Genomic DNA, 17069 nt, shown 5'->3' on the forward strand with positions numbered 1-17069 from the left:
TGGAGCGTCGCGTGGAGTCCGGGGGGTGCTCAGGCTCCGCGGCCGGGTGGGCCGGGTGGGCCGGGTGGAGGGGGCGCCGCCTGCCCCCTCCGCTGCACGGCCTTGCGTACGCTCCGTAGGCGGGCGGAGTAACAGTCACAGCCCGGGGTGCCTACGGTTGCTCCGCCCCCTCGCCTGCGAACAACCCCGCATACCGAGCCCGGAGTTCCGCCTTCTGGACCTTGCCCATGACGTTGCGCGGCAGTGCGTCCACGACGCGGACGGCGCGGGGGTGTTTGAAGCGGGCGAGGTCGTCGGCGACCGAGGCGAGCAGCGCGTCGGGGCGCGGTCGCGCGCCCGGGGCCGGGACGACGACGGCCACCACCGTCTCCCCGAAGTCCGGGTGCGGCACACCGATCACGGCGGATTCGAGGACGTCGGGGTGGGCGTCGAGGAGCTCCTCGATCTCCTTGGGGTAGATGTTGTAGCCGCCGGAGATCACCATGTCCTTGCCGCGCCCGACGATGCACAGATAGCCGTCCTCGTCGATCCGGCCCAGGTCGCCGGTGATGAAGAAGCCGTCCGCGCGGAACTCGGAGGCGGTCTTCTCGGGCAGCTGCCAGTAGCCGGTGAACACGTTGGGGCCGCGCACCTCGATGCCGCCGACCTCGCCGTCCGGCAGGGCCAGGCCGGTCTTCTCGTCCACCACCCGGACCTCGGTGCCGGGCAGCGGCCGGCCCACGGTGCCGGGCTTGCGGGGGCCGCCCTCGTACGGGTTGGTGGTGTTCATGCCGGTCTCGGTCATGCCGTACCGCTCCAGGATGGCGTGGCCGGTGCGGGCCTCGAACGCCTGGTGGTCGGCGGCAAGCAGCGGGGCCGAGCCGGACACGAACAGCCGCATCGACGCGCAGGACTCCGCGGTCAGGCCGTCGTGCTGCAACAGCCGCGTGTAGAAGGTCGGTACGCCCATCAGCACCGTGGCCCGGGGCAGCAGCCGCACGATCGCGTCGGCATCGAACCTGGACAGGAAGGACATCGAGGCCCCGGCGGTCAGGGTCATGTTGGCGGCGACGAACAGCCCGTGGATGTGGAAGATCGGCAGGGCGTGGATCAGCCGGTCGTCGGCCGTGAACCGCCAAGCCTCCAGCAGGGCACGGCAGTTGGAGGCCAGGTTGCCGTGCGAGAGCACCGCGCCCTTGGAGCGCCCGGTGGTGCCGGAGGTGTAGAGGATCGCGGCCGGGTCGTCGGCGGAGGCTTTGAACACCTCGGGAGCGCCGGGTGCGTCGGGCGCGCCGGGCGCGCCGGGCGGGCCGGGCTTGTCTTGCCCATGGGACGCGTTCGATCCGTCGGTGGGGCGGGTGTCGCCAGCGAGGAGCGTGCCGTCGCCGGACACGCCGAGGGTTTCCACGACGCACCCGTCGCCCTCACCGAGCACCCCGTCGGCCGCGCGCTCGGGAGAGCGGACGAGCACGCGGGGCCGGGCGTCGCCGATGAAGTACGCCGTCTCCGTGTCCGTGTACGCGGTGTTGAGCGGCAGGAACACCCCGCCGACCCGCAGCGTCGCCAGGTACAGCGCGACGGCCTCGGGGGACTTCTCCACCTGCATCGCCACCCGGTCGCCGGGGGTGACACCGTCCGCGACCAGCCGGGCCGCGATGCGCCGCACGGTCTCCTCGGTCTCCGCATACGTGACGCTCCGACCGTCGGGCAGCTCGAAGAGTGCCTTGCCGGGCCGCAGGCGGACCTGCTCGGCGAAGGACTGGTAGACGGTGGTGACGGGTGGCATCGCGGGTGTTCCCTTCTCGTGCTCGTGCTCGTGCTCGTGCTCGTGCTCGTGGTCGTGCTCGTGGTCGTGCTCGTGGTCGTGCTGGTTCTCGTTCTGGTTCTTGTTCCGGCTCTCGTACTCGCACGCGCGCGCCGGGGCGGTGTCAGCGTCGGCAGCCGCCGCGCGCAGCGGTCCGCCGAGCGCCACGGTGCGGCGGCGGACGTAGTCCTCGTGGCGGCGCTCCAACTCCCCGGGTTCGTAGCGGTAGTTGATCATCACGCCGTACGACTGCTCCCAGGCCTCGGCCGCATGGTTGGCCGGCCAGTTCAGCTGCCAGGCCGCCGCGCCGTTGCCCAGGTGGAAGCGGGCGACCGGGTCGAGCGGCCGCCCGTCGTCCCGCCGCTCGACCGTGACGTACCGGGCGACGGCGCGCAGCAGCCGGGGGCGCAGCCGCTCGACCTCCGCCGGGCCGAGCTCCGCCACGCCGTCCACCTCGGCCAACTCGGCGGCCAGCGAACGGAGTCCGGGCTCGCGCCCCGACTGCGCGGCGAGCCAGCCGCGGAACCCGGGCACGGGCGAGAGCGTCGCGAACCGCGTCAGATGCGGCAGCTGCTCGCCCACGTCCTCGATCACCTGCTTGATCAGGAAGCTGCCGAAGGAGACCCCGGCGAGGCCGTCGAGCGCGTTGTTGATGGAGTACAGCGCCGCCGTGTCCGCGTCCCGCGGGTCGAGCGCGGGGCCGGGGTCAAGGAGCGGGGCGATGCGGTCCGGGAGTCCGCGGACCAGGGCGACCTCCACGAAGATCAGCGGTACGTCGCCGGTCGCCGGGTGGAAGAACGCGTACACCCGCCGGTCGGCCGGCTGCACCCGGCGGCGCAGCTCGTCGAGGCCCGCCATCGGGTGGACCCGCTCGCCCCGTACCAGACGGTCGTGCAGCTCGGCGGGCGCGTCCCAGGTGACCTCGGCCATGCGCAGGAAGCCCCGGTTGAACCAGGAGGTGAGCAGATGGTGGAAGTCGTGGTCGAGGGCGCGCAGCTCCGGCCGGCCCGGCAGCAGCCTGCGCAGGTCGGCACGCATCCCGACCAGGGCGAGCGTGGCGTCCGGCGCGTGGTTCATCCGGCGCAGCAGCTGCTGGCGGGCCGGCTCCACCACGTCGAAGAGCCGCACCAGCTCCAGCTCGCCGCGCGCCCCGGAGTCCCGGGCGGACTCCCAGCGGCGGAACGCGGCGCGGACCCGGTCGGCGTCGACGTCGTAGGTCCGCGTGACGTGCGTGAAGAACGCCGCCTTGGCCGCGTCGTCGAGTGCCGCGTACGCGGCCAGGGCCCGGCCCGCGACCGCGCGCAGGGAGGCCTCGCCGACGTCGCTCATCAGGACCTCGCAGGCGGCCAGGAGCTGGTCGAGCGGGGTTCCGGGCGCGGCCTCCGCGGTGGACCGGGTGGCGCGGTCCGGACTCCCGAGCGCCCGGAACAGATCGGTCAGCAGCCAGCTGTCGTGGCGTTCCATCCGGTTCCCTTCGCGGTACGGCGTACGGACAGCAACGCGTCTAAGGTATACATCGAACCCACTGATGTATATAACGTCGTTCCGGAGAACCCGGAGAACCCGGAGAACATCGCCCCGGAGGTGCCCATGGCCAGAGTCCCGGAATCACAGCGCGTGCGGGACGCGCTGGAGAACGCCGTCGTCGACGGCCGCTACCGCCCCGGCGAACGCCTCGACCCGGCCGAGCTGGAGCGGGAGTTCGGCTGCTCCCGCACCCCGGTCCGCGAGGCCCTGCAGGCCCTGCAGCGCTCGGGACTCGTACAGATCCGCCCCAAACAGGGCACCTACGTGACGGAGCTGAGCGTCGCCGAACTCGCCGAGCGCTTCGAGGTGATGGCGGAGCTCGAAGGGATGGCGGCCCGGCTCGCCGCGAGCCGCATCGAGCGCCGGGACCTCGCCGAGCTTGAGGGTGCCCTCGTCGAGTGCGAGACGCACGCGAGCGCCGGTGACGCGGACCGCTACTACTACGCCAACGCCCGCTTCCACGACACGATCTACGGGGCCTGCGGCAACGCGTACCTGCGGCAGCAGGCGCACGCGCTCCAGCGCGCCCTGCAGCCCTACCGGCGGCTGCAGCTCCGTGTGCCGGACCGGATGCGGCGCTCCCTCGCCGAGCACCGGCGGATCGCCGTGGCCGTCACGGACGGCGACGGGGACGCCGCGGAGAACGCGGCCCGCGACCATGTGCTGGTGCAGGTCAAGGAGTTCAGCCACCTCGTCCGTGCCTGGAACCAGGTGCGGGAAGCGGGGCCGGCGAAGGCGGAGCCGACGGGGCCGACGGGGCCGACGGAGGCGGCAGGTCAGGGGGCCGGTGGCCGGTAGTCCGGTGAATCGGCTGAATCGGCTGAATCGGCTGCATTCGCCGTACGCGCGTCTCCTCGGCGGTCTACTGTGCGGAGATGTAGTCGTACGTACACGCCGCGTTGCCAACTGCCGTTCCATGAGGAGGAATTCCGTGCCTTCGCCCATGCCCTCGCCCTGCGACCCCGGGGACGCCCCCGCCGGCGACGTGGGCACGGCCCTGATGCTGATCGACTCCCGCCTCAAGGCCATCCACGCGGGCAGTGCCGGGACCGGCACCGAACAGGAGGTCCTGGCCGCGCAGTTCGCCGCGTCCCTCGGCCCCACGGGAGCGGACGACCTCCTGGACGGCGCCTGCACGCTCATCTACATGTACATGCAGTGGCTGTGCCGGGTGTACGAGGAGCACGACGAGGACGTCATCGGCGGCGTCGTGCCCAACATCGTGGCCTCCCTGCGCATGATGCCCAAGAGCGTCCGCCCGGAGGCCGTCCCGACCATGGCCGGACTGCTCATCGCCGCGGGCACGGGCCTGAGCCCGAGCCTGTGGCGCAAGCAGTACGGCTACTGGACGAAGGAGGAGATGAACCCCCTGGAGGCCACGGCGTTCCTGCTCGCGGAGCACATCAACCGCGTCACCGACGACCCCGACTTCGCCACCCGCCTGATCAGCGAGGCCCTGAGCGCGGTCGAGGGGGACTGACCGACCCGGCGGGCGGGCGGCCACGGCCGGTCAGGAGACCGTGGCCGGTCAGGAGACCGTGGCCGGTCAGGAGACCGTGGCCGGTCAGGAGACCGTGGCCGGTCAGGAGACCGTGGCCGGTCAGGAGACCGTGGCCGGTCAGGAGACCGTGGCCTTCAGGTGACCGCGCCGGTTCAGGCGACCGTGGCCGGTCAGGCGACCGCGCCCGTTCAGGCCCGGCAGCGGAACATCGCAAGCGGCGGGTTCGTCAGCAACTGGGCCCAGAACTCCTGGCCGTACTCCCGGATCCCCGCCTCGGAGATCTGCAGCGGAACCCACTCCACCGCACCGAACCCGGCCGCCTTCAGGCACTGCTCGTACACCTCCCGGCGCGGAGTGGCGACCCGGATCGTGATCGGCTCCGGCTCCAGGAGTGCGGTGACCTGCGAGCGCGGGCCGGTCTCCAGCTCCCCTTCGGCCCGCTCGCACCGGAACCCGTACTTGTCCAGGGGCGGACCGTCGAACCGGTAGTCGGGCTGCTGGCACAGCACGAAGAACTCGCCGCCCGGCACCAGACTGCGGTGAACGGTGCGGCACATCCGCTCCATCTCCGCGATGTTCCCGGCGTAGTTGAGGCACTGCACCCCCAGGGCGACATCGAACTTCCGCTCCAGGGGCCGCAGTTCGGCGACATCCCCGACCTCGTACCGCACACCCAGCGGGTCACGCTCCTCGAATTCCCGCGCGGCGGCGATCATCTCGACGGAGATGTCCACACCGAACACGTCCGTGGCACCGCGCCGCTTGAACTCCCTGCTGTAGAAGCCGGTGCCGCACGCCAGGTCGAGCACCGACTTGCCGGTCACGTCCCCGACCATCCCGAGAAAGCTCGGCACCTCCCCGTACCGCATCAACGGCAGGGACTTGAACCCCTCGAATGCCTCGCCGATCCCGTCGTACTGATGCTGCACGGTCATGCGCCGCCCCTCCTGTGGGTCGTTCGGTACGAGTACGCGCGACCGAGTCTGCTGCGCCGGGGCCGACAGGCCGTACTGGCAGATGACACGAAGAACCGGCCAGGTCTCCCTCGTATCACCCAACCAGCGTTTTCAGACGCGTGTGACCTCCACCGGCAGCTCCTTGATGCCGTTGACGAAGTTGGAGCGCACCCGCGGCACCGGTCCCGCGAGGCGGATGTCCGCCAGGCGCGGGATCAACTCCTCGAACATGATGCGGATCTCGGTACGGGCCAGCAGATTGCCCAGGCACAGGTGCGGGCTGCCCTTGCCGAACGTGACGTGGTCGTTGTCCTGCCGGGCGACGTCGAAGTCGTACGGGTTGCCGAAGACCTCCTCGTCCCGGTTGCCGGAGGCGAACCACATCACCACCTTGTCGCCCTCCTTGACCTGCTTGCCGCCCAGTTCGACGTCCCGTGTCGCGGTCCGCCGGAAGTGGTAGACGGGGGAGGCCCAGCGCAGGAACTCCTCCACCGCCGTGGGGATCAGCGACGGGTCGTCCCGCAGGCGGGCCAGCTGCTCGGGGTGCTGGAGCAGCGCCAGCATCGAGTGCGTGATGGTGTGCCGCGTCGTCTCGTTGCCGGCGACGACCAGGAGCAGGAAGTAGTTGTCGAAGTCCTGCGCGGAGAGCGGCACCCCGTCGCGCGGGGTCTCGTTGACGAGCCGCGAGATCAGGTCCGTGCCGCTGCCGCCGCGCCGCTGCCGGGCCAACTCCCTTCCGTACGCGAAGACTTCGAGGGAGGCGGGGGAGCGGAACGGCAGATCGCGGTACTGCTCGCTCTCCGCGCTGTGCAGCAGCACGTCCGCGTAGTCCGGGTCGGTGTTGCCGATGATGCGGTTGCCCCAGTCGATGAGCTGCTGGTTGTCCTCGGGCGGCACGTCCAGGAGGCGGGCCAGGACGTTGATGGGGAAGTCCGCCGACACCTCCTTGACGAAGTCGAAGGTGCCCTTGGCGAGGGCGGTGTCGAGAGTGGTGGCGGTCAGGCCGCGCAGGAAGTCCGCGTAGCTGTTGATCACGCTCGCGCCGAACTGCCGCTGCAGCACGCTGCGCAGCGCCCGGTGGCGGACGCCGTCCAGCTCCAGGATGGAGGCGCGCTTCTTGATCTGGTCCTCGTCGACCTCCTCCAGGTTCACGAACCTCGTGGACGTGAAGGTCTCCGCGTCCCGGTCGACCCGGGCGATGTCGGCGTGCCGGGTCACCGACCAGAAGCCGGAGTTGGGCGCGTCCTCCGCCTGCCAGTGCACCGGGTCCTCGTGCCGCAGGGTGTGGAACATCCGCCAGGGCGTCACGCCGTCGGTGAAGCGGTCCAGGTCGGCGAGGTCCACATCGGCGAGGGGGAGGGGTTCGCGGACGGCTTCGGTCAGGGGGCTGGTGGTCGTGGTCATAGGGCGATCTCTCTTCGGATTCGGTGTGACGGTGTTGCAGGCGGCACAGGCGGCACAGGCGGCACAGGCGGCACAGGCGGCACAGGCGGCACAGGCGGCACAGGCGGCACAGGCGGCACAGGCGGTACAGGCGGTACAGGCGGTACAGGCGTCACAGGCGTCACAGGCGTCACAGGTGGAAGGCGTACTCCGTGAACTCCCAGTCGGTGACGTGCCGTTGGAAGCGGGCCACCTCGTCGCGCTTGTACGTCAGGTAGGAGGCGGTGAACTCCTTGCCGAGGACGTCGGCGAGGGCGGTGTCCGCCTCCAGGGCGTCCAGGGCGGCGGGCAGGTTCTGGGGCAGCAGGGCGGACCTGGCGGTGTCGTAGCCGTAGCCCTCCAGCGGGGCGGGCGGCTCCTCTCCGGCGAGCACGCCGAGCAGCGCGGCGGCGATCGTCCCGGCGATCATCAGGTACGGGTTGGCGCTGGCGTCCCCGAGCCGGACCTCCAGGCGCGCCCCGGAGCCGCGCTCGGGCGGGATCCGGACCAGGGCGCTGCGGTTGTCCAGGCCCCAGTCGACCAGCCACGGGGCGAGGGTGTCCGGGCCGAACCGCTTGAACGAGTTGACCGTCGGGTTGGCGAGCGCCGTGAGCGCCGGGGCGTGCGCGAGCACCCCGGCCACGGCGTGCCGGGCGGCGGCGGAGAGCCCGTACGGCGCCGAGGGGTCGTCGAAGGCGTTCGCCCCGCCGCCACCTGCACTGCCGCCCTCCTCGGTGCCGTCTCCCGCGTCCGTGAGGCACGACAGGTGCAGATGGAAACCGGAACCGCCCGCGTCGTTGAACGGCTTGGCCATGAACGTGGCCAGCCTGCCCTCCTTACGGGCGAGTTCCTTGATCGCCGACTTGAAGCGGAAGGACCGGTCGGCGGCGTCCATGGCGTCCGTGTGGGTCAGGTTGATCTCGAACTGCCCGCCGTCGAACTCGTGGTTGCCGTTGGTCACGCCGATGCCGAGCTCGCGCAGCTGGCGCAGGGTGCGCAGCAGGTGGTTGTCGCCGTCGGCGCGCAGGCCCGCCGTGTACACGACGCCGGCGGCCTCGTCGTAGCGCCGCCAGCCGGTCGGGGTGCCGGGTGCGGGATCGCAGAGGAAGTACTCCAGCTCCGGGCCGATCACCGGGTGCAGGCCGTGCTGCGCGCACCGGTCGAGGACGGTACGGAGCAGGTCCCGCGGCGACTCGGGGGCGGGCCGGCCGGTCGCCGGGTCGGTGACGTCGCCCAGGCAGCTCGCGACGCCGGGCTCCCACGGCAGCGCGGTGAGCGTGTCGAGGTCGGGGCGTACGCAGATGTCGGGCAGCCCGGCGTCCAGGCCGCCGGCGACCGGGACCACGTCGCCCTGCGGGCTCGTGTGGTAGACGGCGCGGCAGAAGGCGAGCCCGTGGTCGCAGGCCGAGGGCAGATGGCCGAGCAGGACGTCACGGGCCCGGTCGCTGCCGATGAGGTCGGGATAGGTCACCCGGACCACGTCGATGCCCTCGGCGGCGAGCCGCTCCATGTGCCGGTGTGCGGGGTGGGTTTCGGATGCGCTCACCGATGTCTCCTCAAGGGGAAGTGGGGCGCCTCCCAGGGCGCGAAAGGCACTGGGGGAAGGGGGGGGGGGGGGACGGTGGACGCGGCGACGCACCGCGTGGGGAACGCGGGGCCGCATCCGAATCCGTCGTTTGGCGTCAAACCGTAGGGACGGAAGTCATCGGCCCGCAAGGGGTCGGCAACAGAAATTTATCCATCCGGATAGCTATTGACCAGGGTCCCGCGGGTTCCTATGTTGTTTGACACCAAACGAGAGCGGGCGGTGCTCACCGCCCACGCCGGCCGGACCCGTCCCCGCACGCCCCGGCCCGCCCCGGCTCTTCCTCTCCCTGCCCGACGCCCCAGTACCCGGAGGTACGGCCATGAAGGTCGTCGTCGACATGAACAAGTGCCAGGACCACGGCCAGTGCGTCTTCGCCGCCCCCGATGTCTTCAGCTTCGACGACGCCGGTCGTCTCGCCTACGTCGGCGACCCCGACGACGCGCTGCGCGACGAGGTCGAGGAAGCCGCGGACGTCTGCCCCCTGCAGGCCATCCGGATCGAGGGCTGAGCGATGAGCACGCCCACCGTGCGGGCCGTGCGCGCACCCGTCGTGGTGGCCGGCGCGTCCATGGCCGGACTGCGCGCCGCCGAACAGCTGCGCGCCGCCGGCTGGGACGGCCCGGTCACGCTCGTCGGCGCCGAGCCCCACATGCCGTACAACCGGCCCCCGCTGTCCAAGGAGGTGCTGGCCGGGAAGGCGTCCTTCGAGTCCCTCGCCTTCCGGCCCCGGGCGAGCGTCGCCGACGTGACCTGGCGCCTCGGCACCCGCGTCACCGCGGCCGACCTGGACCGGCGCACCGTCCGGCTCGACGACGGCGACACCCTCCCGTACGCCGGACTCGTGATCGCCACCGGTATGCGCCCGCGCCGCCTGACCTGCCCCGGACCGCTCGCCGGCCGGCACGCCGTCCGCACCCTCGACGACGCCCGGGGGCTGCGCGCCGCGCTGACCCGGCCCGGGGCGCGGGTGGTCGTGGTGGGGGCCGGGTTCATCGGCTGCGAGGTCGCCGCCACCGCCGTCGCGCTCGGTGCCGCCGAGGTCACCGTCGTCGACCCGCTGCCGCTGCCGATGGTCGGCCCGCTCGGCGAACTCCTCGCCGCCGCCCTCCGGAAACGCCACGAGAACCGCGGGGTCCGCTTCGCGCTCGGCACCGGAGTGACCGCCTTCGAGGGCGAGGACCACGTCACCGGGGTCGTCCTCGGCGACGGCGCCGTCCTGCCCGCCGACGTGGTCGTGGAGTCGGTCGGCTCCGTCGCCAACACCGAGTGGCTGGACGGCAACGGGCTCGACCTCGCCGACGGCGTCCGCACCGACGCCCACCTGCGCGCGGGCGGACGGCCCGAGGTGGTCGCCGTGGGCGACGTGGCGCGCTTCCCCAACGCCCGCTACGACGGTGTCCCGCGCCGCGTCGAGCACTGGTCGATCCCCACCGACACCGCCAGGCACGCGGCCCGCGTCCTCACCGCCCGGCTCACCGGTGAACAGCACGACCCGGACCCGTTCGCGCCGCTGCCCACCTTCTGGAGCGACCAGCACGACTTCCGCCTGCAGTCCTTCGGCGCCCCAGCCCTCGGCAAGGCCGACGTACGCGTCCTGGACGGCGACCCCGACGGCGACGTCCTCGCCGGATACCACCGAGGCGGCCGCCTCGTGGGCGTCGTCGCCCTCGGTGGCCCGACCGCGGCGGCGGCCGCCGCCCGGCACCGCACCGCACTCCTCAAGCAGCCCGCCCGCACCGCGTAAGGAACCCCAAGTGCCCCCAGTCCGTGGATACTTCCACCCCAAGACCGCGACCGGCGACGCCTCGCTCATCCCCGCCCCGCCCTGGCGCTACTCCGGCGACCTGCTCACCGTCGAGTACCGCACCGACCCCGCCCGCGTACGCGAACTCCTCCCGCAGCCCCTGGAGCCGGCCGAGGACGACCCCGGCGCGGTGGCGCTGATCTGGGCCGACTGGCAGTCCTGCTCGGCCGACGGCCACGAACTCCTCGACCCGGTGCTCGCCCAGTACAAGGAGGCCTTCGCGGTCGTCCGCTGCACCTACCGGGGGCGGACCTACAGCCGCTGTGTGCACATCTGGGTCGACAAGGACTTCGCCATCGCGCGCGGTCTGCACCAGGGCTACCCGAAGAAGCTGGGCTCCATCCACCAGACCCGCCCGCACCCGTACGGACCCGCCCCGCGCATCGAGGCCGGCGCCCGCTTCGGCGCGACCCTCGCCGCCGCCGACCGGCGCCTCGCCCAGGCCGTCGTCACCCTGCGCGAGCCGTCCGAGAGCAACGGTTTCGTCAACGGGCACCCCATGGCCCACCACCGCTGGCTGCCGTCCGTCGAGAAGGGCAAGGGGCTCGCCCTCGACGAGCTGATCGAGACCGGCGCCGCCTCCTTCGAGGCCGGCCAAGCCTGGGTCGGCGACGCCGAGTTGGAGCTGTTCGAGGCGCCCACCGAGGAGCTGGCCCGCCTGGAGGTGCGCGAGCCGATCGCCGCGTACTACCGGCAGGTCGGCGTCGTCTGGGACGGCGGCCGGCTCCTGGAGTCGCACACCTCCGGCGCCGAGTGACCCCCGCCCACCCACACGAGGAGCCTGACCCATGACCGAGCACACCCTCACCGTGGCCGGTGTCACCGTCGACACCCGGCACTGGATCGGCGGCGAACGCCTCGCCTCCGCCGCCACGTTCACCGATGTCTCGCCCGTCGACGGCGCCGTGATCGGCGAGATCTCCCGCGGCACGCCGCAGGAGGCCGAGGCCGCCGTCGCCGCGGCCAAGGCCGCCTTCCCCGGCTGGGCCGCCACCCCGCGCGCCGAACGCGCACGCCTGCTGCACGCCGTCGCCGACGGCGTCGAGAAGCGCCTCGAAGAGCTCGCGATCGTCGAGACCACCGACAACGGCGCGCTGCTCCGCTCCCACCGGCGCGGCGTCATGCCCCGCGTCGCGCACAACTTCCGCTTCTTCGCCGACTGGCTGCTCACCCTCGGCCACGAGGACTTCGAGACCCGCGGCCACACCAACCACGTCAGCTGGGACCCGGCCGGGCCCTGCGTGCTGATCACCCCGTGGAACGCGCCGCTGATGATGGCCTCCTGGAAGATCGCCCCGGCCCTCGCGGCGGGAAACACCGTCGTCCTGAAGCCCGCCGAGTGGACCCCGCTCACCGCCTCGCTGCTCGCGGACATCGCCGCCGAGGCCGGTCTGCCCGCCGGTGTCCTCAACATCGTCCAGGGGTACGGCTCCGAAGTCGGCGACGCGCTCACCTCCCACCCGGACGTGGCCCGCATCAGCTTCACCGGCTCGGTGCCCACCGCACGGCACATCGCCGCCCAGGCCGCCCCGCAGCTCACCCCGCTCAGCCTCGAACTCGGCGGCAAGTCACCGCTGCTGGTGTTCGCCGACGCCGACCTGGACCTGGCCGCCGACCTCGCCGTCGAGCAGTACGACAACGCCGGGCAGGTGTGCCTCGCGGCGACCCGCATCCTCGTCGAGGAGAGCGTGGCCGAGGAGTTCACCCGCCGCTTCACCGCGAGGGCGGCCCGGCTCAGGCAGGGCGACCCGCGTGACGAGGCCACCGACATCGGCCCGAACATCCACCCCCGCCAGCTCGACAAGATCGACGGCTTCGTGCAGCGCGCCCTCGCGGCCGGCGCCCGCGCGGTCGTCGGCGGCCACCGCGGCGAGGGCCAGTACTACGAGCCCACGCTCCTCACCGACGTCGCCCAGGACTCGGAGATCGTGCAGGAGGAGGTCTTCGGCCCCGTACTGACCCTGCAGACCTTCCGCACCGAGGACGAGGCCGTCCGCCTCGCCGACGACACCCGCTTCGGCCTGGCCGCCACCCTCGCCACCGGCAGCCGTGAGCGCGCCGAACGCGTCACCGCACGGCTCGTCGCGGGCACGGTCTGGGTCAACTGCTTCTTCGTACGCGACCTCCAGGCGCCCTTCGGCGGCTCCCGCCAGTCCGGCGTCGGACGCGAGGGCGGCACCTGGAGCTTCGACTTCTACTGCGACCTGAAGAACACCGTCACCGCACCGAAGGGATGGCAGGACCATGGGTGAGATCGTCGGCGCGGGCCTCCTCGCGCACGTCCCCACGATCGTCCTCCCCGAGGCCGTCCGGTGGGAGCTGAACGAGGGCAAGGAGATCACCCTCGTCACCGGCCTCAAGGAGCTCCGCGCGGACGTCTTCGACAGCGACGCCTACGACACCGTCGTCGTCCTCGACTCGCACTGGGCCACCACCGTCGAGTTCGTGGTCACCGCCCAGGACCGCAGGGCAGGGCTGTTCACCTCCGAGGAACTGCCGCGCGGCATGTGCCGAATGCCGTACGACTACCCCGGCGACCCCGAACTCGCCCGCAACATCGCCTCGTTCGCGGACCGGCACGGCACCTGGATCACCCCGATCGACGATGCCTACCTGCCCGTCTACTACGCCACCATCAACCTCTGGAAATACCTCGGCGAGGGCCTGCCCGACAAGAAGTGGGTGACCGTCGGCGTCTGCCAGACCGGCGACATGGAGGACCACCTGCGCCTCGGCCGCGCCCTGGCCGACGGCATCGCCGCCACCCCCGGCCGCCGCGTCCTGCTCATCGCCTCCGGCGCCCTCTCGCACACCTTCTGGCCGCTGCGCGAACTGCGCGACCACGAGTCGAGCGACCCGGCGCACATCTTCACCCCCGAGGCCCGCGCCGCCGACCTCGAACGCATCGCCTGGTTCAAGGAGGGCCGACACGACAAGGTCCTCGACACCATGGACGAGTTCTGGAAGTACAAGCCGGAGGCGAAGTTCTTCCACTACCTGATGATGGCCGGCGCCCTCGGCGAACAGGCCTGCACCGCCCCGGCCCGCCAGTACGGGGAGTACGAGAACTCCATCGGCACCGGCCAGGTCCACCTCTGGTTCGACCGCCCGGCCTCCGGCTGGACCCAGTGACCCAGTGACCCAGTGACCCAGTGATCCGGGGTGACCCGGTAACCGTCAACCCTTGAACCCAGGAGCCCTCATGCCCGAGTACCGCCGCATCCTCCTCGACGGCGCCGCCGTCCAGGTCACCGTCGACGGGGACGAACTCGTCGCCGGCGACGGCCGCCGCGTCAAGACCGAGGACGCGCGCCACCTGCCGCCGGTCGTCCCCTCCAAGGTCATCGCCGTCCACCTCAACCACCGCAGCCGCGTCGACGAATTCGGCATCGGGCTGCCCGACACCCCCACCTACTTCCACAAGCCCACCTCCGCCCTCAACTCCCACCAGGGTGCGATCGTCCGCCCCGAGGGCTGCACCTGGCTCAACTACGAGGGCGAGGTCGCCATCGTCATCGGCCGCACCGCCCGCAACATCGCGCCTCAGGAGGCGGGCGAGTACATCGCCGGGTACACCGTCGCCAACGACTACGGCCTGCACGACTTCCGCGACACCGACGCCGGGTCCATGCTGCGCGTGAAGGGCTCCGACACCCTCTGCCCGCTCGGCCCCGGCCTGGTCACCGACTGGGACTTCCACGGCAAGCGGCTGCGGACGTACGTCAACGGCGAGGTCGTCCAGGACGGTTCCACGGACGAGATGACCTGGGACATGCACTACCTCGTCGCCGACATCGCCCGCACCATCACCCTGTACCCCGGCGACGTCCTGCTCTCCGGCACCCCGGCCAACTCCCGGCCCGTGCGGCCCGGGGACATCGTCGAGGTGGAGGTCGAGGGCCTGGGCCGGCTCAGCAACCACGTCGTCACCGGGCCCACCGCGATCCGCGCCGACGTGGGCGCGCAGCCCACCGAGTCCGAGGAGGTGCTGTCCACGGCACTCGGCGGCGACTGGGAGTTCCGTGGCATCCGCCCGCCGAGGCGCTGAGCGGAGCGGAGTCGGTAGGCTCCTCGGCATGAGCGAGCCCGTCGAATCCGCAGGTTCCGCAGCTTCCGCAGGTTCTGCAGCTTCTGCGGCTTCTGCGGCTTCCGCGGCTGGGAACCGTCCGCGCAAGCGGGTGCGGAACTACGGCACGGGCCGCGTCGCCCTCCTGGAGGCCGCCGTGCGCGTGGTGGCCGCCGGCGGTCTGCGCAAGCTGACCTACCGGGCCGTCGCCGAGGAGGCCGGCGTCACGCACGGACTCGTCGTCCACCACTTCGGCACCCGCGACGCCCTCATCGAGGAGACCGTCGGCCACGCCATCCGCTCCTCGCTCAGCGTGAGCACCCTCGGCCTCGGCACCGGCAAGGCCGCCGACTTCGCCACCGGACTCGTCGACATGGTCGAGTCCGGGCCCGACGTGCAGGCCTTCCAGTACGAGCTGCTCCTTGAGGCCCGCCGCCGCCCCGAACTCCTCCCGCAGCTGCGGCACTTGTACGAGGAGTACTTCGAGGCCACCCGCAGCGAACTGGCCCGCCTGCTTCCCGGTGAGCCGCGCCAGGGGCTGTCCCGCCTGGTCTTCGCCGCCCTGGAAGGACTCGTCCTGCACCAGCTGGTCTTCGGCGAGCGGGACGTGACCGAGGACGCGCTGACCGAACTGCGTGGGCTGCTGGGGGAGTTGGCCGACCGGGAGCAGGGCGAGCGCTCGCCGGGCGCGGCGGACGGCGACGCCTGACCCTCGCCGGTCACGCCCGGACGGGTAACCGTCCACACCTGACCCTCGCCGGTCACGCCCGGACGCGTAGCTGTCCACTCCACACCCCTTGCCAAACGGATAGTTCCGGCCCACGATGAGGCCACTCGTTTGGCCTGAAACGATCCTTGGCCCGATGTGGCCCTCCCCTCTCCCTCTGGCAGGTGATCCGAGTGGACAGTCAGACGCTCTCCGCCCAGCGGACCGCGACGGACGGCACTCCCACGGCGACCGCCCTGAAGCCCAACGCCCTCGGCGTCCTGGGCATCCTCTTCTTCGTCCTCTCCGGCCAGGCCCCGCTGACCGGCATCGCCGGCGCCGCCCCGATCTCGGTCGCGATCGGCAACGGGGCCGGCACGCCCGCCGCGTACGTCCTGGCGGGAGCGGTCATCCTGCTGTTCTCCGTCGGCTTCGTCGCCATGGGGCGGCACGTCGTGGACGCCGGCGCGTTCTACACCTACATCGGCACCGGCCTGGGCCGGACCGCGGGCGCGGGCAGTGCGGCCGTCGCGCTGTTCTCGTACTGCATCATCCAGGGCGCCATGTACGGCCTCTACGGCGCGACCATGAGCCCGCTCGTCGCCCACCACACCGGGCTCGAACTGCCCTGGTGGGTCTGGGCGCTGCTCACCATGGCCGTGGTGCAGGCGCTCGCCGCGACCGGCATCGAGGTCGGCGCGAAGGTCCTCGCGGTGCTCGTGCTCGCCGAGTTCAGCATCCTGCTCGTCTTCGGCCTCGTCACCCTCCTGAAGGGCGGGGGCCCCGAGGGGCTCGGCGTGGCGGAGAGCTTCGCGCCGTCGGCGGTGCTCGCGGGTGCCCCGGGCGTCGCCGTGATGTTCGCGGTGGCGTCGATGTTCGGCTTCGAGGCGACCGCCATCTACGGCGAGGAGGCCCGGGACGCCAAGAAGACCGTGCCCAGGGCCACGTACCTCTCCGTGATCGTCGTCACCGGCTTCTTCGCGCTCACCTCGTGGATGCTGATCTCCGCCTGGGGCGCCTCGAAGGCTCCGGGCGCGGCGGGCGAGGCGCTGGCGGGCGGCGACTCCTCGGGGTTCGTGTTCGCCCCGATCGCCGCGCAGTTCGGCGGCTGGGTGAACGAGGTGCTTCCGGTGCTGCTCGCCACCTCGCTCTTCGCGGGCATCCTCACCTTCCACAACTCCGCCAACCGCTACCTCTTCTCGCTCGGCCGCGACCGGCTCCTCCCGCGGCGGCTCTGCCGGCTCAACGCCCGGCACGCGCCCTGGCTCGCGGGCTGCGTGCAGACGGCGATCGCCCTCGCGCTCGTCCTGCCGTTCGCGCTGCTCGGCAAGGATCCGGTGGTCAGCCTGTTCTCCTGGTTCAGCGGACTCGCCGTCCTCGCGATGATGCTGCTCTACCTGCTGACGTCTCTCTCCGTCATCGTCTTCTTCCGCCGCGAGCGCGCCGACGCCCGCCGCTGGAACACCCTGGTCGCCCCCGCCCTGGGCGCAGTCGGCCTCGCGGGCGCCGTCTGGCTGATCCTCGCCAACTTCACGACCCTCATCGGCGGCGACACGGGCACCGCGATGTGGCTGGTGGGGTCGGTCCCGGTGGTGCTGGGGGCCGGGGTGGCGGCGGACCGGGTGCGGCGCCGGAGGACGACGGTGCGCTGAGTGCCCCGACCCGTACGACGCCGATGCCGTACGCCCGGCCGAGCCCGCCCCGTTCTCCCGTACG

General features: G+C 72.0%; 15 protein-coding genes. 11 read left to right on the forward strand and 4 right to left on the reverse strand.

Annotated features, from left to right (window positions below; genetic code table 11):
• Positions 1–151 precede the first annotated feature (151 nt).
• Positions 152–3247, reverse strand: coding sequence for an AMP-binding protein (locus QIS99_RS16240; protein ID WP_282514085.1), 3096 nt, complete (start codon positions 3245–3247; stop codon positions 152–154).
• Between QIS99_RS16240 and QIS99_RS16245 the strand changes: the two genes are divergently transcribed.
• From QIS99_RS16245 to QIS99_RS16255, 3 genes are all read left to right on the forward strand, one after another.
• Positions 3236–4108, forward strand: coding sequence for a GntR family transcriptional regulator (locus QIS99_RS16245; protein ID WP_282514086.1), 873 nt, complete (start codon positions 3236–3238; stop codon positions 4106–4108). The genes QIS99_RS16240 and QIS99_RS16245 overlap by 12 nt on opposite strands.
• 145 nt (positions 4109–4253) lie before the next feature.
• Positions 4254–4790 (forward strand): hypothetical protein, encoded by a 537-nt coding sequence (locus QIS99_RS16250; RefSeq protein ID WP_282514190.1) that lies wholly within the window; start codon positions 4254–4256, stop codon positions 4788–4790.
• A 40-nt stretch (positions 4791–4830) separates the two neighbouring features.
• Complete coding sequence (locus tag QIS99_RS16255; protein ID WP_282514087.1) at positions 4831–4953, forward strand: hypothetical protein; 123 nt, start codon at positions 4831–4833, stop codon at positions 4951–4953.
• Positions 4954–4999: 46 nt separating this feature from the next.
• Here the strand turns inward: QIS99_RS16255 and QIS99_RS16260 are convergent, their stop codons facing one another.
• The 3 genes from QIS99_RS16260 to QIS99_RS16270 all read right to left on the reverse strand — a co-directional run bounded on the left by QIS99_RS16260 (position 5000) and on the right by QIS99_RS16270 (position 8735).
• The gene (locus QIS99_RS16260) at positions 5000–5746 is read right to left on the reverse strand and encodes a class I SAM-dependent methyltransferase (RefSeq protein WP_282514088.1); all 747 of its coding nucleotides are present in this window, start codon (positions 5744–5746) and stop codon (positions 5000–5002) included.
• Positions 5747–5878: 132 nt separating this feature from the next.
• Positions 5879–7171 carry a cytochrome P450 gene (locus tag QIS99_RS16265; RefSeq protein WP_282514089.1) on the reverse strand — a complete coding sequence of 431 codons (1293 nt, stop codon included), beginning with the start codon at positions 7169–7171 and terminating at the stop codon, positions 5879–5881.
• A gap of 169 nt (positions 7172–7340) precedes the next feature.
• Positions 7341–8735, reverse strand: coding sequence for a glutamine synthetase family protein (locus QIS99_RS16270; protein WP_282514090.1), 1395 nt, complete (start codon positions 8733–8735; stop codon positions 7341–7343).
• 361 nt (positions 8736–9096) lie between these two features.
• Between QIS99_RS16270 and QIS99_RS16275 the strand changes: the two genes are divergently transcribed.
• The 8 genes from QIS99_RS16275 (at position 9097) to QIS99_RS16310 (ending at position 17005) form a co-directional block, all read left to right on the forward strand.
• Complete coding sequence (locus QIS99_RS16275; protein WP_282514091.1) at positions 9097–9285, forward strand: ferredoxin; 189 nt, start codon at positions 9097–9099, stop codon at positions 9283–9285.
• A 3-nt stretch (positions 9286–9288) separates the two neighbouring features.
• Positions 9289–10521, forward strand: coding sequence for an NAD(P)/FAD-dependent oxidoreductase (locus tag QIS99_RS16280; RefSeq protein WP_282514092.1), 1233 nt, complete (start codon positions 9289–9291; stop codon positions 10519–10521).
• 10 nt (positions 10522–10531) lie between these two features.
• Positions 10532–11338 (forward strand): acetoacetate decarboxylase family protein, encoded by an 807-nt coding sequence (locus QIS99_RS16285; protein ID WP_282514093.1) that lies wholly within the window; start codon positions 10532–10534, stop codon positions 11336–11338.
• Positions 11339–11369: 31 nt separating this feature from the next.
• Positions 11370–12833 carry an aldehyde dehydrogenase gene (locus QIS99_RS16290; RefSeq protein ID WP_282514094.1) on the forward strand — a complete coding sequence of 488 codons (1464 nt, stop codon included), beginning with the start codon at positions 11370–11372 and terminating at the stop codon, positions 12831–12833.
• Positions 12826–13713 (forward strand): 3,4-dihydroxyphenylacetate 2,3-dioxygenase, encoded by an 888-nt coding sequence (locus QIS99_RS16295; RefSeq protein ID WP_282514095.1) that lies wholly within the window; start codon positions 12826–12828, stop codon positions 13711–13713. Before QIS99_RS16290 ends, QIS99_RS16295 begins: the two co-directional genes overlap by 8 nt.
• Before the next feature lie 70 nt (positions 13714–13783).
• Positions 13784–14629 carry a fumarylacetoacetate hydrolase family protein gene (locus tag QIS99_RS16300; RefSeq protein WP_282514096.1) on the forward strand — a complete coding sequence of 282 codons (846 nt, stop codon included), beginning with the start codon at positions 13784–13786 and terminating at the stop codon, positions 14627–14629.
• Positions 14630–14657: 28 nt separating this feature from the next.
• Positions 14658–15356 (forward strand): TetR/AcrR family transcriptional regulator, encoded by a 699-nt coding sequence (locus tag QIS99_RS16305; protein ID WP_282514097.1) that lies wholly within the window; start codon positions 14658–14660, stop codon positions 15354–15356.
• Positions 15357–15547: 191 nt separating this feature from the next.
• Positions 15548–17005, forward strand: coding sequence for an APC family permease (locus QIS99_RS16310; protein WP_282514098.1), 1458 nt, complete (start codon positions 15548–15550; stop codon positions 17003–17005).
• Positions 17006–17069: the final 64 nt, after the last annotated feature.

Source organism: Streptomyces solicavernae (genome assembly GCF_029968095.1).
Lineage (GTDB): Bacteria > Actinomycetota > Actinomycetes > Streptomycetales > Streptomycetaceae > Streptomyces > Streptomyces solicavernae.

What these genes read in the sequence shown, in the direction of transcription:
- QIS99_RS16240 (WP_282514085.1), bottom strand. Translation starts at nt 3,247, where the DNA reads ATGGAACGCCACGACAGCTGGCTGCTGACCGATCTGTTCCGGGCGCTC.
- QIS99_RS16250 (WP_282514190.1), top strand. Translation starts at nt 4,254, where the DNA reads ATGCCCTCGCCCTGCGACCCCGGGGACGCCCCCGCCGGCGACGTGGGC.
- QIS99_RS16260 (WP_282514088.1), bottom strand. Translation starts at nt 5,746, where the DNA reads ATGACCGTGCAGCATCAGTACGACGGGATCGGCGAGGCATTCGAGGGG.
- QIS99_RS16265 (WP_282514089.1), bottom strand. Translation starts at nt 7,171, where the DNA reads ATGACCACGACCACCAGCCCCCTGACCGAAGCCGTCCGCGAACCCCTC.
- QIS99_RS16275 (WP_282514091.1), top strand. Translation starts at nt 9,097, where the DNA reads ATGAAGGTCGTCGTCGACATGAACAAGTGCCAGGACCACGGCCAGTGC.
- QIS99_RS16280 (WP_282514092.1), top strand. Translation starts at nt 9,289, where the DNA reads ATGAGCACGCCCACCGTGCGGGCCGTGCGCGCACCCGTCGTGGTGGCC.
- QIS99_RS16290 (WP_282514094.1), top strand. Translation starts at nt 11,370, where the DNA reads ATGACCGAGCACACCCTCACCGTGGCCGGTGTCACCGTCGACACCCGG.
- QIS99_RS16295 (WP_282514095.1), top strand. Translation starts at nt 12,826, where the DNA reads ATGGGTGAGATCGTCGGCGCGGGCCTCCTCGCGCACGTCCCCACGATC.
- QIS99_RS16300 (WP_282514096.1), top strand. Translation starts at nt 13,784, where the DNA reads ATGCCCGAGTACCGCCGCATCCTCCTCGACGGCGCCGCCGTCCAGGTC.
- QIS99_RS16305 (WP_282514097.1), top strand. Translation starts at nt 14,658, where the DNA reads ATGAGCGAGCCCGTCGAATCCGCAGGTTCCGCAGCTTCCGCAGGTTCT.